Below are 13,798 nucleotides of genomic sequence, written 5' to 3'. Positions count from 1 at the left end.
CTCGACGGTGATGGACGCCGATGTTTTCCGGGGGGTCGGCATGTGGGCGGACGATGCCGCGCTGGACGCGGCGGGGCGTCGCCTCGACGAACGGGTCCGGCAGCACTCCGCCGCACACACCGCCCGACAGATCCTGGAAACCACCACCGCCGCTCACGCCGACCTGCTGCGGCAGATCACCAACGCCACCGCCGAGACCCTCGGCGACGATGTGAGCGCTCAGGCCATCATCGACTCCTACCGCAGCCGACTCCGGCCCGACCCGGGTTCGAGCGATGCCCGGCGGTGACGAGATGCGGGTCGAGCCCGACGCCCTGACCATCCACGCCGCCCACCTCGACCGCATAGCCGACCGCGTCGACACCGCCCGTCAGGCCGGTCAACACGTCCGGCTGGGTGCCGACGCGTACGGGCAACTCTGCGCGATCATGCCCACCCTGCTGGACGGACTCCAGCGCAGCCTGGTCGGCGGCGTCGGCGCCGCCGCCGAATCCGTGCGGGACACCGCCGGGAGGCTGCGTGTCGGCGCCGACCGCTACCGGGCCTCCGACACCCGTGCCGAGCAACGTCTGCGTCACCCCGAGGGCGGACGGTGACGGTCAACCCGCCCGTCGCATCCGCCACCGCCACGACACCCACGGCCTGGGCCGGCATCTGGATCTGCGAGGACATCGACCTCATCGCCCAGGGCGTCCGCAACGGCAGCTGGATCGACGGCAGCCTCGGCGTCGTCAGCGCCAGCCTCGACGCCCTCGCACTCGTCTCCGACCCAGTCGGCGCACTCCTGCAGTACGGCATCGCCTGGCTCATCGAACACGTCAAACCCCTCAGCGAAGCCCTCGACTGGCTCGCCGGTGACCCGGCCGCGATCACCGCCCACGCCCAGACCTGGCGTAACGTCGCAGCCTCCCTGCACGACGAGGCCGCCGCGCTCGCGGCCGCCGCCCGTGCCGACGTCGCCGGTTGGGGCGGTAGCGCCGGCCCCGCGTACCGGAACTGGGCCGCCGAACAGCGACAGGCCATCACCGGCCTGGCCCAGGGCGCCGACACCATGGCCGCGATCACCGAGGGCGCCGCCGGCCTGGTGGCCGCCGTTCGGCTCCTCATCCGCGACGCCATCGCCACCTGCGTCTCCCGCCTCATCGTGTACGCGGGCGAACTCGTCGCCACCGCCGGCCTCGCCACCCCGCTGGTCGTGGAACAGGTGACGACCCTCGTCGCGTCCTGGGGCGCGCGCATCGCCCGACTGCTGCGCGCGCTGCTGGCCAGCCTCCGCCGACTCGTCCCGGAGATCCGCCGCCTCGGCGACCTCATCGAAAAGCTGAGACACGCCCTGGGTCCGCTGCAAGGTGGAAGCCCTGGCCGGTCGGCCAGGGCTCGCGCGGAGCAGCTTGATGTCCATGGCGGTCACAGCACACGTCCCCGCGACGTCGATGACTACGGACGGCAAGAACGCTGGGCAGGAGAGGCGTATGACGCGATCCGTCAACACGACGATGTCGGCACGATCGCTGATCATCTCGGGGCTGCCTCTCGTCTCGACGGCTCCACGGGCTTCACCCGGGAGGAGGTAGCGCAGATCCGGCGACACGTTTTCTTCGACGAACATCCGATGGACGACTATTCGGGCGGGATCATCCGTCAACGGTACGATCCGAGCGCACCGATGGCTGAGGCGTGGCTCCGGCTGCGGCGCGGCGATCCGTTACCGCAGGACTACGTTCTTCTGGAACACGAACTGGCCGAGCTGCGGTACTACGAGACACATCCCCAGGCGGATTACCGGGAGGCGCATCTGGCCGCCAACAAGGTCTCCAACTGGGAGTCGTCGATTCCCGGTCCCACCTACGAGGACTACGCGACCAAGGGAGGTTAGCGCCATGGGCATGATGGTGGCCGCGAGGCGGATCGACGCCACCGCGATCGAAGTCCGCTATGAGTTCGGATTCGAAGACAGGTTCGATCGGATTCTCACGATCGACCCCAGCACGCTTGAGGCACACGTCGAGGATGGTGACTTCAACTCGGCTGCCAGCGCGATCACGGCGAAGATCGTCAGCGCCTGGCGTTCAAGCGGCGAATTCCCTCCGAGGATGCTGTTCGCCAGTTGAGGCAGCCGCTGTTCTGCACCACAAACCGGTACGATGCGTGCATGAGTTCCGAGGCGGTCGGCAGGTACATGCCCCCTGTCGTGACGCTCGACGACCTCACCGCGATGATGGCCGCAGACGAGAACCACCGGTATGAAATCAGCCCCGAGGGAGTCGTCTCGATCATGCCGCCGCCGGGATACGCCCACGCGATCATCGCGACCCGGCTCATGGTGTGGCTCGCGCAGGGCGGTGTTTCGGCGGATCGCGTCGCCCAGGCGGTCGGGCTTCGAATCCCCGGTCGCGATGGCGGTGTCGGTGGACGCATTCCGGACCTGGTCGTGTGGAGCAAGGCTCAGACGGACGCTGTCTGGCTCCCCGTCGCCGACGTGCTCCTCGTGATCGAGATAGTCTCGCCGGGCTCGGAGGGTGTCGACACGGTGACCAAGCGCAATGAGTACGCTGCTGCCGCCATCCCTCAGTACTGGGTGGTCGATCAGGATTCGACACAGACCGTCACCATGCACCGTCTGGAGGGCGAGCACTACGTTGCCCGCGCGACCATGCCGCTCGCCTGGGTCCTCAACACCGCCCCGGAGGAGCACGACCTCGGCTGAACCCGGGCCCGTCGTCACACCGCGGTCCGCATACCCTCGCGGGATGCGGAGACGACTCGGCGCGGCCAGGCGGTGGCACACGGAGCATCGGCGGCTCGTCCGTCGTACTCTCTTCGGGTTGGTGGTGGGTGCGGTGGTGCTGGCCGGCGGCACCGTGGCCAGCGTGTCGTGGGTCCGCGGCGAGTCGGACGGCCACCTCTACAGCGAGGCCGATGTGCCGGCGGCGCCGGTGGCCCTGGTGCTCGGCACCAAGGTGGACGCCGACGGTACGCCGTCGCCGATCCTCGCGGCCCGGTTGGAGATCGCCCAGCGGTTGTTCGAGCGGGGCAAGGTGATTGCGATCCTGGTGTCTGGCGACAACATGAACGCCGACTACAACGAGCCCGAGGCGATGCTGCGCTGGTTGGTCGACCGGGGGGTGCCGGCGCGCAAGGTGGTCCTCGACTACGCAGGTTTCGACACGTACGACTCCTGCGCGCGCGCCCGGCAGATCTTCGGCGTGGAACGGGCGACGGTCGTGACCCAGTCGTTCCACCTGCCCCGGGCCGTGGCGCTGTGTCGGCGTCTCGGCATCGACGCCCAGGGGGTGGGCGACGACAGCGCGAAGCAGTACTCCCGGACGTGGCGGTTCGGTTCCCTACGGGAGAACGGCGCCTGCCTGAAGGCTGCGCTGGACGTGCTGTCCGGCCGGGAGCCCGCGCACCTCGGTCGCCACGAGACCGGCGTCGAGGACGCCCTGCGCGACGTCTGAGCACGGTCGGCGTACCACAAAACAAGCCGCGACGGCCCCGCGGTCAGCGGGGCGGGCGGGCGCTGTCGCGGACGACGAGTTCGGTGGCGAGTTCGATACGCGGGCTCTCGGTCTTCTCGCCCCCGGCGAGCCGCAGCACGGTTCGGGCGGCCAGCATGCCCATCTCGGCCAGGGGCTGGCGGACCGTGGTCAGCGGCGGGGAGCACCAGCGGACCTCCGGCAGGTCGTCGAAGCCGACCACGCTGATGTCGTCGGGCACCCGCAGGCCGCGTTTGCGGACCGCCTCGTAGACACCGAGCGCCATCTGGTCGCTGGAGGCGAAGATGGCGGTCGGCGGGTCGGGCAGGGCCAGTAGTTGCGTACCCGAGGTGAAGCCGGCCTCGTGGTAGAAGTTGCCGGGCCTGATCAGCGCGTCGTCGACGGCGACGCCGGCGGCGCCGAGCGCGGCGCGGTATCCGTCCATCCGGGCCCGGCTGCACATCAGGTGTGGTGGCCCGGCGATGAAGCCGATGCGGCGGTGGCCGAGGCCGAGCAGGTACTGGTTGGCGCTCAGGCTGCCCGCCCAGTTGGTGGCGCCGATGGTGGGCGACTCCTGCGGGTCGACACCGGCGGGGTCGATGATGACCACTGGCAGGTGCAGCCGGCGCAGCTCCGCCTGCAGAGGTGGGTTCACCATCGAGGTCACGAAGATGACGCCCTCGGTGGATCGGGTCCGCATGTTGTCCAGCCACTGCTTGGCCGAGGAGATCCGCCAATGGATGGCGGAGACGACGGTACCGACGCCACTGGCACGGGCGACGTCCTCCACCCCGCGGATGATCTCCACGGCCCACGGGCTGTCCAGGTCGTTGAAGACCAGGTCGATCAGCGCGGCCTCGGTCCGCCGGGCCTGGGTGCGGCGGCGGTAACCGTGGTGGTTGAGCAGCCGCTCGACGCGCTCCCGGGTCTCGGGAGCGACGTCGGAGCGACCGTTGATGACCCGGGAGACCGTGGGCACGGACACACCGGCCAGTCGCGCGATCATCGCGATGGTGACGTTTCGGCCGTTGTCGGAGCCCACGGTCCGCTCCTTTGTTCGGCGGGACGCTTCAGGTGGGTTGACGATCCGCTGCCGTCACCCCTTGACGCTGCCGGTCAGGCCGCCGATGAGTTGGCGTTCGGCCACGGCGTAGAAGCCCAGGGCGGGAATCATGGACAGCACGACGTAGGCGAGCACCCGGGCGGTGTCGTCGGCGTACTGGCCCTGGAACGCCTGGACCCCGACGGGGAGCGTCCACCAACTCTGGTCGCTGAAGACGACCAGCGGGAGCATGAAGTTGTTCCAGCTCGTCACGACGGCCAGCACCGAAACGGTGGCCAGGGCGGGACGGGCCATCGGCAGCAGGACCCGCCAGAAGAACCCGAAGGAGCCGCAGCCGTCGAGGACGGCGGCCTCCTCGACCTCGGCGGGGATGGTCCGGAAGAACTGGCGCAGGATGATGATGGTGATCGGCAGCCCGAACGCGGCCTGGGGCAGGATGACACCGAGTGGGTTGTCCAGCAGGCCCAGGCCGCGGAGCAGGACGAACAGCGGCAGGATCGCCACCGCGAACGGGAACATCAGGCCGATCGCGAACAGGGTGACCAGGAACTCGCGGCCCCGGAATGCGTAGCGGGCGAAGACGAACGCCGCCATCGCCGCCGCGCCGACCACGATGATGGTGCTGCTGACGGCGATGAGCAGGCTGTTGCCGAGCTGTCGCCAGAACACCCCGGAGGCGAAGAGGTCGGTGTAGTTCTGCGGCACCCACGGATCGGGCAGGCCCAGTGGGTTGGTCGACAACTGGCCGTTGTCCTTGAAGCCGCCGATCACACCGAACCAGACCGGCACGACGATGAGCGCGCCGACGCCGATGCAGATGAGGTGCAGGACGAGGCTGCGGGTCCGCTGGGCGTTACTGGTCGTGGCGGTCATCGCTGGCCTCCCTGGTTGGTGATCGCGCCCGCGGTGTCCCGACGCAGGACGATGCGCTGGTAGAACAGGGCGAAGACGAGGCTCAGCAGGAACATGACCATGCTGATCGCGCTGGCGTAGCCGACCTCGAAGCGGCGGAAGCCGTACTGGTACATCGTGACGGCCATGGTTTCCGAGGTGTGGATCGGGCCACCGCCGGTCAGCACCCACACCATGTCGAACAGTTGGATGGTGCCGATGACCGACAGGAAGATGCTGATGCGGATCGTCGGGCCGAGCAGGGGCAGGGTGACGTGCCGGAACGCCTGCCAGGCGGTGGCGCCGTCGGTGACCGCGGCCTCGGACAGCTCCTTCGGGATGCCCTGACGGGCGGCCAGGAAGAGCATCATGTAGAGGCCGAAGTACTTCCAGGACACCACCAGGAAGACGGCGAACAGCACGGTGTCCGGGTCGGCGAAGATGGCGCCCGCGTCGGCACCCAACCAGCGCGAGACCGACTCGCCCAGGCCCCGGTTCGGCGAGAACACCAGGGTGAACAGGACGGCCGTGGTGACCTCGGAGAGCACGTACGGGGCGAAGAAGATCAGCCGGTACGCGGCCCGGCCGCGCAGCGGCTGGTTGAGGAGCATGGCCAGGGCCAGCGCCGCGGGCAGTTGCACGGCAAGGGACAGCAGCACGAGCACGAGGCCACGCCACAGGTCGCCCCGGAAGGTCGGATCGCCGAAGGCGCGGGTGTAGTTGTCCAGCCCGACGAAGTTCTCCGGCAGCCCGAAGCCGTTCCACTTGTAGAGGCTGGCGTAGCCGGCCACCAGGATGGGCGCGACCACCAGCAGCAGGAACAGCGCCAGGGCGGGCGCCAGGAAGACGGCGAGGACGCCACCCCGCCCCGGCCGGGGCTGGCGGCCACGCTGTCGCGTGGTGCCCGGCCCCGGTGCCGGCGGATCGGTCGCCGTGTCGCCGCGCCTCGTGTCCGACACGGTCGATGGCCTGGTCATGCCTGCTCCACTCGGTTTCTATCGCCGGCTACGGATGGATACGGGGTCACGCTCAGACGGTCTTAGCCACCTGCGTGATGTCCTTGAGGATCGCCGCGGGCTGCTTCTTGCCGGCGATGATCTCGGCGACGCTGTCGTTGATCTGCTGCCCGAGCGCGGGCGCGTACGCCTGGTCGAGGTAGAGCTGGAAGCCGGTGTTCTTGGCCAGGGTCTCCGCGACGACCTTGTTGTTGACGTCGGTGATGGCGTCGGTGGCGTCCTTCACCGTGGGCAGCACCGCGCCGGTCTTCGCGGAACGGCGCTGGTTGTCGACACTCAGCAGGAACTTCAGGAAGTCGATGGTGGCGGCCGGCGCGTCCTTGCCGACGGCGAAGCCGTTGCCACCGCCGAACACCTCGGTGGCGGTGCCCTTGCCACCGTCGACGGACGGGAACGGGAAGAAGCCCAGCTTGTCGCCGAGGCCCTTCTTGCTGGTGGAGCTGGACGCCTGCACCGCCGGTGCCCACTGCCCCATCAGCTCCATGGCCGCACCGCCGTTGCCCATCGTGGCGGCCTGCCCGTCCGGGGAGCCGTACTCGGCGCCGAGGAAACCCTTCTGGAAGGGCTGCAGGTCGACGAGTTCCTTGAGCCGCTCGCCCGCGGCGACGAGGTCGGGGGTGTCGAAGTTCTTGTCGTCGACGGCCTTCTGCAGCGCGCCGACGCCGCCGATGCGCATGGCGAGGTAGGACCAGTAGAAGTGGGCCGGCCACTTGTCCTTGCCGGCGATGGCGACCGGGGTGATGCCGGCGGTCTTGAGCTTGCGGACCGCGTCGAGCAGGCCCGTCCAGGTGGTGGGGGGCTCGGTGATGCCGGCCCGGGCGAAGAGGTCCTTGTTGTACCAGAACCCGACCATGCCGATGTCGAACGGGATGCCGTAGATCTTGCCGTCGATCGTGTACGGCTGCATGGCGGCGGGCAGGATGCCGCCGACCAGGTCCTTCACGTCGTCAGTGAGGTCCTTGACCAGGCCCGCGTCGACCTGCTGCTTGAGCACGCCGCCGCCCCAGGACTGGAACAGGTCCGGCGGGTCGCCGGCCTGGGTGGCGGTGGTCAGCTTGGCCTTGAACGCCTCGTTCTCCAGCGGCTGGATGGTGAACGTGACGTTGCTGTGCGCGGTCTTGTACTCGTTGGCCATCGCGGCCCACACCGGCAGCATCGGCTCGGTGTTCTGGATGTGCCACCAGTTGATGGTCTGCGGGGCGTTCGGGTCGCTGGACTTCTCGTCGCCACTACAGGCGCTCAGCAGGTAGGCGCCGGCGCCTGCGCCGGCAAGGCCGAGCAGCGATCGGCGGGAAAGGTGCGCTGTCATGATCCATCCCTTCGGGGGACTCACGGGGTGCTCGGACGCCGGCCGAGCCGGCAAGGGTTCGAACCTGGATCTCCGGAACTTTCATTGCTTCGTCGGTATTACCGATCGATGGCCGGGACGCTACGAGTAGTTGCCCCAGCGGTCAAGACCCCTGTCCTATCGCGATAAGACCGGCTACCGTACGAGGGGCTTCCAGTGATCTGGTCCCCGCAAGTTTCCGGAAGTTTCATAGCCGCACAGAGGAGCCCCCGTGTCGACCGACACCGCTGACGTGGCGACCGCTGCCTGGTCGATCCGCAACCCCGTCCTCGCCGGGTTCCACCCGGATCCGTCGATCCTGCGCGTCGGCGATGACTTCTACCTGGCCACCTCGACGTTCGAGTGGTATCCGGGGGTTCGCGTGCACCACTCGCGCGACCTCGTCAACTGGCGCCCGTTGGGCGGGATCATCACCGACCGCCGCCTGCTCGACCTTCGGGGCTGCGGCGACTCCAACGGTGTGTGGGCGCCCGACCTGACGTACCACGATGGGGAGTTCCACCTCGTCTACAGCGACGTGGCCAGCTTCGCCAGTGGTTACTGGGACCCGCAGAACTTCCTGATCACCGCGCCCGACATCGCCGGCCCCTGGTCCGATCCGGTGAAACTGCACGGGCGCGGCTTCGACGCCGCTCTGTTCCACGACGACGACGGCACCAGCTGGCTGCTGAGCATGAGCGCCGACTGGCGACCCGGCCGCGACCGCTTCGGTGGCATCGAGATCCAGCAGTACGACCGAGCGGCGCGTCGTCTCGTCGGCCGGCCCCGCATCCTGTTCACCGGCACGCCGGTCGGAGTCACCGAGGGCCCGCACCTGTACCGCCACGACGGCTGGTACTGGCTGATCACAGCCGAGGGCGGCACGAGCTGGGAGCACCAGGTCACCGTGGCGCGCTCGCGGGAGTTGTTCGGTCCGTACGAGGTGGACCCGGACGGGCCGTTGCTCACCTCCGTCGGTCGTCCGGACCTGCCGTTGCAGAAGGCCGGTCACGGCAGCCTGGTCCAGACCCCGGACGGCGGGTGGTACCTGGCCCACCTGGTCGGCCGCCCCTACTCACCGCTGGGCAACTGCGTGCTGGGCCGGGAGACGGCGATCCAGCGGGTCGAGTGGTCCTCGGGCGGTTGGCCCCGGGTTCCCGGAGGGGTGCCCGCCGAGGAGGTCGCCGCTCCCGACCTGTCCCCGCATCCGTGGCCCCAGGAGCCCGCCACCGACGACTTCGACGCCGCCGAGCTGGGTTCCTGCTGGTCGACGCTGCGCCGGCCGGCCACCGCGGACTGGGTCGACCTGCGGTCCCGCCCCTCGCACCTGCGGGTGCACGGTGGGCAGTCGCCGGTGGGTCGACAGGCGCCGAGCCTGGTCGCGCGACGTGTCGGGGCGACGCACTGCTCGCTGGAGACCGTGGTCGAGTTCGACCCGCTCGACCACCGTCAGCTCGCCGGGATCACCGCGTACTACAACACCCTCAACTGGCATCACCTCTACCTGACCCGCGCCGACGACGGCCGTACGGTGCTGGAGCTGCTCAGCTCCGACAACGGGCGGCGCACCCCGTACCCCGAGCTGACCGTCGATGCCAGCGGCGTCGACCGGGTCGGTCTGCGGGCGGTGTTCGACGGGCCCGTGGTGCGCTTCGAGTACGACCTCGGCGCGGGCTGGCAGCGACTGCCGGTCGACCTGGACGCGACCATCCTGTCCGACGAGCACGCCGCTCTGATCATCGACGGGGAGCCGGCGGCGTGGGGCTTCACCGGAGCGTTCGTCGGCCTGTGGGTGCAGGATCTCGGCGGCGACGGGGTGTACGCCGACTTCGACCGGGCCACCTACCGGGAGCACTGACCACGCGGACGCGGCCCGGCGGGTGCCGTCCGGTCACCTCGACGCGCTCGTCAGCTCGTTCAGGCGCCGGAGCGCCCGCCGCGCGGCGTCCGGACCGGCGGGCACCAGCGGCAGCCGTACGGCGGCCGTCGGGATGCGACCCTGTGCGTGGAGCACCGACTTGATCACTGTCGGGTTGGGTTCGGCGAACAGCGCCGCGGACAGGCCCGCGAGTCGATTGCCGAGCGCCCGCCCCCGCACGAGGTCCCCGGCCTGCCAGTGCGCCACCAGCTGGACGAAGTCCGCGGTGGCGACCTGGGCCGAAGCCGCGATGGCGCCGTGCGCGCCGAGGGCGAGCAGCGGCGAGATGAGCGGGTCCTCGCCACCGAGCACGGCGAAGCCGGGCCGGATGTCGGCGAGGAAGTCGACGGTGTCGCCGTCGATCCCCCCGGTGGCGTACTTGATGCCGATGACGCCGGGCAGGCCGGCGAGCTGCCGAAGGTCGTCCGGGCTGAGCTGCTGCCCCGTGCGGTACGGGACGTGGTAGACGACCAGCGGCACCGGGCTGGCCTGGGCGAGGTGGGCGAAGTGGGCGAGCACTCCCGCGCCGCCCGGCCGCAGGAACGGGGGCACCAGGCAGAGCGCCGCGGTCACCTCGGGCCGGTCGGACAGGGCACGCAACGCCTCGACGCTGTTGGCGCCGACGAGCAGGTGCGCGCGGCGCGCACGGCAGACCGCGGACAGGACGTCGAGCACCGAGGCGCGCTCGTCGTCGCTGAGGGCGGCCGGCTCCCCCGTCGTGCCGAGAGCGACCACACCGGCCGCGCCGGCGTCCAGGGCGTCGTTCGCGAGGGCCGTCAGCGCGTCGACGGCGATGCCTCCCGCGAGGTCGAATGGCGTGATCAGCGGAACGTACAGGCCGGTCAGGGTCATGCCTCCACTCTCGGCTGAGCGACCAGGAAGGTCCAGTTCCGATTGCTCCACCCATCCGTAAGCTGAGCTGATGCTTGATGTCCGCCGCCTGGTCCTGCTGCGGGACCTGGCCCGCCTCGGCACCATCGCCGCGGTCGCCCAGGCGCACGCCTACACGCCGTCGGCCGTCTCGCAGCAGCTGGCCGCCCTGCAACGGGAGGCGGGCACCCGGTTGCTGGAGCGCACCGGACGCCGGGTCAGCCTCACGTCGACCGCCACCGCGCTCGTGCAGCACACCGAGGTCATCCTCGCCGCGCTGGAAGCCGCCGACGCGACAGTGGCGGCCGCCCGAACCGGTCTGCGCGCGAGCGTACGCATCGGGGCCTTCCCCAGCGCCGTACGCACCCTGCTGCCGGCAGCCCTGGCCACCCTGGCCCGCGACCATCCCGCGCTCGACCTCATGATCAGCGAGCTCGACCCGGTCGACATGCCGGCCGCCCTGCGGAGCCGACAGCTCGACGTCGCGCTGCTGCACGACTACGACATCGCGCCGACCCTGCCCGATCCAACGGTGAACTCGATCGCGCTGCTGGAGGAGACGGTCTTCCTCGCCGTGCCCGGCAGCACCGCCGACAACGCCGCCGCCGAGCCGATCAGCGCGGCACGCGACGCGCAGTGGATCCTCGGCAGTCCGGGCACGCTCTGCCACTCGGTCGCCCTGCACGCCTGCCAGCTGGCCGGCTTCACTCCGGCGGTGCGGCATCACGCCGACGATTTCACCGCCATGCTCGCTCTCGTGGCCGCCGGTCAGGGCGTCGCCCTCATTCCACAGCTCGCCATCGCGCAGCCCTCCCCGCAGGTCCGGCTTCTGCCCCTGGCCATGCGCCGCCGCACGCGCGTCGCCTACCGCAGGGGCGCGGGCGGGCACCCCGCGGTGCTCGCGTGCGTCTCCGCGCTGCGCGGCGCCACCACCGCCTTCCGCGATTGGTCCCGCTTGTCGCCATCGGACAGTTGATCGACGTACCACTATCTGTTAATACTGTTTTCTGAAGCTCGCGGTGCCCGCCGGGGCCGATCGCCGCGCCGGGCATTGACCGGCCGGCGGCACGCCGCCCCTTCCCCGAGGAACACCATGGTGCGCAAGAGAACAGCCGCCTACGTCGTGGGCACCCTGCTGATCGGCGTCGCGGCGGTCGGCTACGGCCTGCCGTCGGCCAGCGCCGCGACCGCCGGCCCGATCACCGGCCTCGGCGGCAGGTGCGTCGACGTCGCCGGCGCCAATCCGGCCAACGGCACGCCGGTGCAGCTCTACGACTGCAACGGCAGCGCGGCCCAGAGGTGGACGGTCGGCAACAGCGACAGCTCGATCCGCGCGCTCGGCAAGTGCCTCGACGTCACCGCCGCGTCGACCGCCAACGGCGCCAAGATCCAGCTGTACGACTGCAACAGCACCGGCGCCCAGAAGTGGACCGCCGCCAGCGGTGGCGCGCTGGTCAACACCGCATCGGGCAAGTGCCTCGACGTGACCGACCGGAGCACCGCCAACGGCGCCCGACTGCAGATCTGGACCTGCGGCGGCACCACCAACCAGCAGTGGACCCTTCCCGGCGGCGGCACCCCCACCCCCACGCCGACCGCCACCATCCCGGCCGGCACCAACCTCGACGACCCGGCGAAGAAGGACGTCGCCATGCAGCTCGTCTCGGCGGCAGAGAACTCCTCGCTCGACTGGCGCGCGCAGTTCTCCTACATCGAGGACATCGGCGACGGTCGCGGCTACACCGCAGGCATCATCGGCTTCTGCTCCGGCACCGGGGACATGCTCGAACTGGTCCAGGCGTACACCACCACCAAGCCGGGCAACGTGCTGGCCGGCTACCTGCCGGCGCTGCGCGCCGTCAACGGCACCGCGTCGCACGCCGGCCTCGACCCCAACTTCCCCCGCGACTGGCGCACCGCCGCCAACGACTCGGTGTTCCGGGCCGCCCAGGAAGCCGAGCGGGACCGGGTCTACTTCAACCCGTCGGTCCGCGACGGCAAGAACGACGGGGTACGGGCACTCGGCCAGTTCGCCTACTACGACGCGGCGGTCATGCACGGGTACGAGGGGATGCGCCAGATCCGCAGCCGCGCCCTCGCCCGCGCGAAGCCGCCGGCCCAGGGTGGCGACGAGCGGACCTGGCTCAACGCGTTCCTCGACGAGCGGGTCATCGAGATGCGCAAGGAAGAGGCCCACTCGGACACCTCCCGCGTCGACACGGCCCAGCGGGTGTTCCTCAACAACGGCAACTTCAACCTGAACACGCCGCTGACGTTCGCCGTCTACGGTGAGCAGTTCCGCATCGGCTAGCACCCTTCCGGCACGCACCGACGCTCAGGGCGCCGCCTCGCGGCGCCCTGAACCGTGCCCGGGCCCGGCCTTGCCTTGACGCTGACGACAAGGTTTAGCGTGGTCGCGACGGGCTGGTCGAGGAGGTCTGATGCTGATCGGCGAGCTGGCTGAACGAGCCGGCACGAGCACCCGGACGCTGCGCTACTACGAGGCACACGGGTTGGTACGCCCGCAGCGCTCGGCCAACGGCTACCGCGTCTACGACGAGGCGGAGCTGCGGGTCGTCCGGGAGATCCGGGCGCTGCTCGACGTCGGCTTCGGCCTCGACGACGTCCGACCGTTCGTCGCCTGCCTGCGCGCCGGCAACGCGTCCGGCGATGTCTGCCCGGATTCCGTGCTGGTGCTGCGGCGCAAGCTCGCCGAGGTCGACGACTACCTCGATCGGCTCACCGAGGTCCGTCAGCAGTTGCGTACCCAGCTCACCCACGCCATCGCGCACCGGGAGAAGACATGCCCCAGGAAACGACCGTCCGCCCCCTGATCACCATCACCGACGCCACGTTCGCCGAGCTGGTGCTGGCCAGTGACCGGCCCGTCGTGGTCGACTTCTGGGCCGAGTGGTGCCCGCCCTGCAAGATGATCGAGAAGAGCCTCGTCGAGCTGGCGCAGGAGTTCGGCGACCGCATGATCATCGCCAAGCTCAACTCCGACGACAACCCGCAGACCACGCGCCGCTACACGGTCATGTCCCTGCCGACGCTGCTGGTGTTCCGTCGGGGCGAGGTCGTCGGCTCGGTCGTCGGCTCCCGGCCGAAGCTCCACCTGCGGCAGAGCCTGACCCTGCACGCGGGCCTGTGACCGGCCGGCGCCGGTCGAGTGCCGCCTCCAACCTCGTTCGGTCCGTGCCCGCGCCTTCCTGACGCGGGGCGGTCCCGCGCGCCGGC

General features: G+C 70.1%; 16 protein-coding genes. 11 read left to right on the top strand and 5 right to left on the bottom strand.

Going from position 1 to position 13,798, the window contains the following annotated elements; genetic code table 11:
• The first annotated feature begins 10 nt into the window (after positions 1-10).
• The 6 genes from OG505_RS06775 to OG505_RS06750 are packed head-to-tail and all read left to right on the top strand — an operon-like array spanning position 11 to position 3,458.
• On the top strand, positions 11-289 hold the full coding sequence (locus OG505_RS06775) for a hypothetical protein (RefSeq protein WP_405431814.1): 279 nt from the start codon (positions 11-13) through the stop codon (positions 287-289).
• Positions 276-596, top strand: a complete 321-nt coding sequence (locus tag OG505_RS06770) for a type VII secretion target (RefSeq protein WP_405431812.1) — start codon at positions 276-278, stop codon at positions 594-596. The genes OG505_RS06775 and OG505_RS06770 overlap by 14 nt, the downstream gene beginning before the upstream one ends.
• Positions 593-1,876: a WXG100 family type VII secretion target gene (locus tag OG505_RS06765; RefSeq protein WP_405431810.1), complete on the top strand. Its 1,284-nt coding sequence runs from the start codon at positions 593-595 to the stop codon at positions 1,874-1,876. The genes OG505_RS06770 and OG505_RS06765 overlap by 4 nt, the downstream gene beginning before the upstream one ends.
• 4 nt (positions 1,877-1,880) lie before the next feature.
• Positions 1,881-2,111, top strand: coding sequence for a hypothetical protein (locus OG505_RS06760; RefSeq protein WP_405431809.1), 231 nt, complete (start codon positions 1,881-1,883; stop codon positions 2,109-2,111).
• 41 nt (positions 2,112-2,152) lie between these two features.
• Entirely contained in the window at positions 2,153-2,707 is a 555-nt protein-coding gene (locus OG505_RS06755; protein WP_405431808.1) for a Uma2 family endonuclease, read from the top strand.
• Between the two features lie 43 nt (positions 2,708-2,750).
• Positions 2,751-3,458, top strand: a complete 708-nt coding sequence (locus OG505_RS06750) for a vancomycin high temperature exclusion protein (RefSeq protein WP_405431806.1) — start codon at positions 2,751-2,753, stop codon at positions 3,456-3,458.
• A gap of 43 nt (positions 3,459-3,501) precedes the next feature.
• On the opposite strand, the gene OG505_RS06745 is transcribed toward OG505_RS06750, so the two are convergent.
• From OG505_RS06745 to OG505_RS06730, 4 genes are all read right to left on the bottom strand, one after another.
• A complete protein-coding gene (locus tag OG505_RS06745; protein ID WP_405434408.1) occupies positions 3,502-4,482 on the bottom strand; it encodes a LacI family DNA-binding transcriptional regulator in 981 nt (326 codons plus the stop codon).
• 90 nt (positions 4,483-4,572) lie between these two features.
• Entirely contained in the window at positions 4,573-5,412 is an 840-nt protein-coding gene (locus tag OG505_RS06740; RefSeq protein WP_405431804.1) for a carbohydrate ABC transporter permease, read from the bottom strand.
• Positions 5,409-6,407: a carbohydrate ABC transporter permease gene (locus OG505_RS06735; protein WP_405431803.1), complete on the bottom strand. Its 999-nt coding sequence runs from the start codon at positions 6,405-6,407 to the stop codon at positions 5,409-5,411. The genes OG505_RS06740 and OG505_RS06735 overlap by 4 nt, the downstream gene beginning before the upstream one ends.
• Before the next feature lie 52 nt (positions 6,408-6,459).
• Positions 6,460-7,755: an extracellular solute-binding protein gene (locus OG505_RS06730; RefSeq protein ID WP_405431802.1), complete on the bottom strand. Its 1,296-nt coding sequence runs from the start codon at positions 7,753-7,755 to the stop codon at positions 6,460-6,462.
• A gap of 250 nt (positions 7,756-8,005) precedes the next feature.
• On the opposite strand from OG505_RS06730, the gene OG505_RS06725 reads away from it, so the two are divergent.
• On the top strand, positions 8,006-9,631 hold the full coding sequence (locus OG505_RS06725) for a glycoside hydrolase family 43 protein (RefSeq protein WP_405431801.1): 1,626 nt from the start codon (positions 8,006-8,008) through the stop codon (positions 9,629-9,631).
• Between the two features lie 33 nt (positions 9,632-9,664).
• Here OG505_RS06725 and OG505_RS06720 read toward each other — a convergent pair whose 3' ends face one another.
• Complete coding sequence (locus OG505_RS06720; protein WP_405431799.1) at positions 9,665-10,543, bottom strand: dihydrodipicolinate synthase family protein; 879 nt, start codon at positions 10,541-10,543, stop codon at positions 9,665-9,667.
• A gap of 70 nt (positions 10,544-10,613) precedes the next feature.
• Here OG505_RS06720 and OG505_RS06715 point away from each other — a divergent pair, with 70 nt between their 5' ends.
• The 4 genes from OG505_RS06715 to trxA all read left to right on the top strand — a co-directional run bounded on the left by OG505_RS06715 (position 10,614) and on the right by trxA (position 13,712).
• Complete coding sequence (locus OG505_RS06715; protein WP_405431797.1) at positions 10,614-11,537, top strand: LysR family transcriptional regulator; 924 nt, start codon at positions 10,614-10,616, stop codon at positions 11,535-11,537.
• Between the two features lie 117 nt (positions 11,538-11,654).
• Positions 11,655-12,872: a chitosanase gene (locus OG505_RS06710; protein ID WP_405431795.1), complete on the top strand. Its 1,218-nt coding sequence runs from the start codon at positions 11,655-11,657 to the stop codon at positions 12,870-12,872.
• 130 nt (positions 12,873-13,002) lie between these two features.
• Positions 13,003-13,395 (top strand): MerR family transcriptional regulator, encoded by a 393-nt coding sequence (locus tag OG505_RS06705; protein WP_405431793.1) that lies wholly within the window; start codon positions 13,003-13,005, stop codon positions 13,393-13,395.
• Positions 13,365-13,712 carry a thioredoxin gene (gene trxA, locus OG505_RS06700; RefSeq protein ID WP_405431791.1) on the top strand — a complete coding sequence of 116 codons (348 nt, stop codon included), beginning with the start codon at positions 13,365-13,367 and terminating at the stop codon, positions 13,710-13,712. The genes OG505_RS06705 and trxA overlap by 31 nt, the downstream gene beginning before the upstream one ends.
• Positions 13,713-13,798: the final 86 nt, after the last annotated feature.

This window comes from Micromonospora sp. NBC_00617, from assembly GCF_045161355.1.
Taxonomy (GTDB): Bacteria; Actinomycetota; Actinomycetes; order Mycobacteriales; family Micromonosporaceae; genus Micromonospora.
Note: the sequence above shows the minus strand (reverse complement) of the source record. Positions and strands in the feature narration are given on the sequence as shown.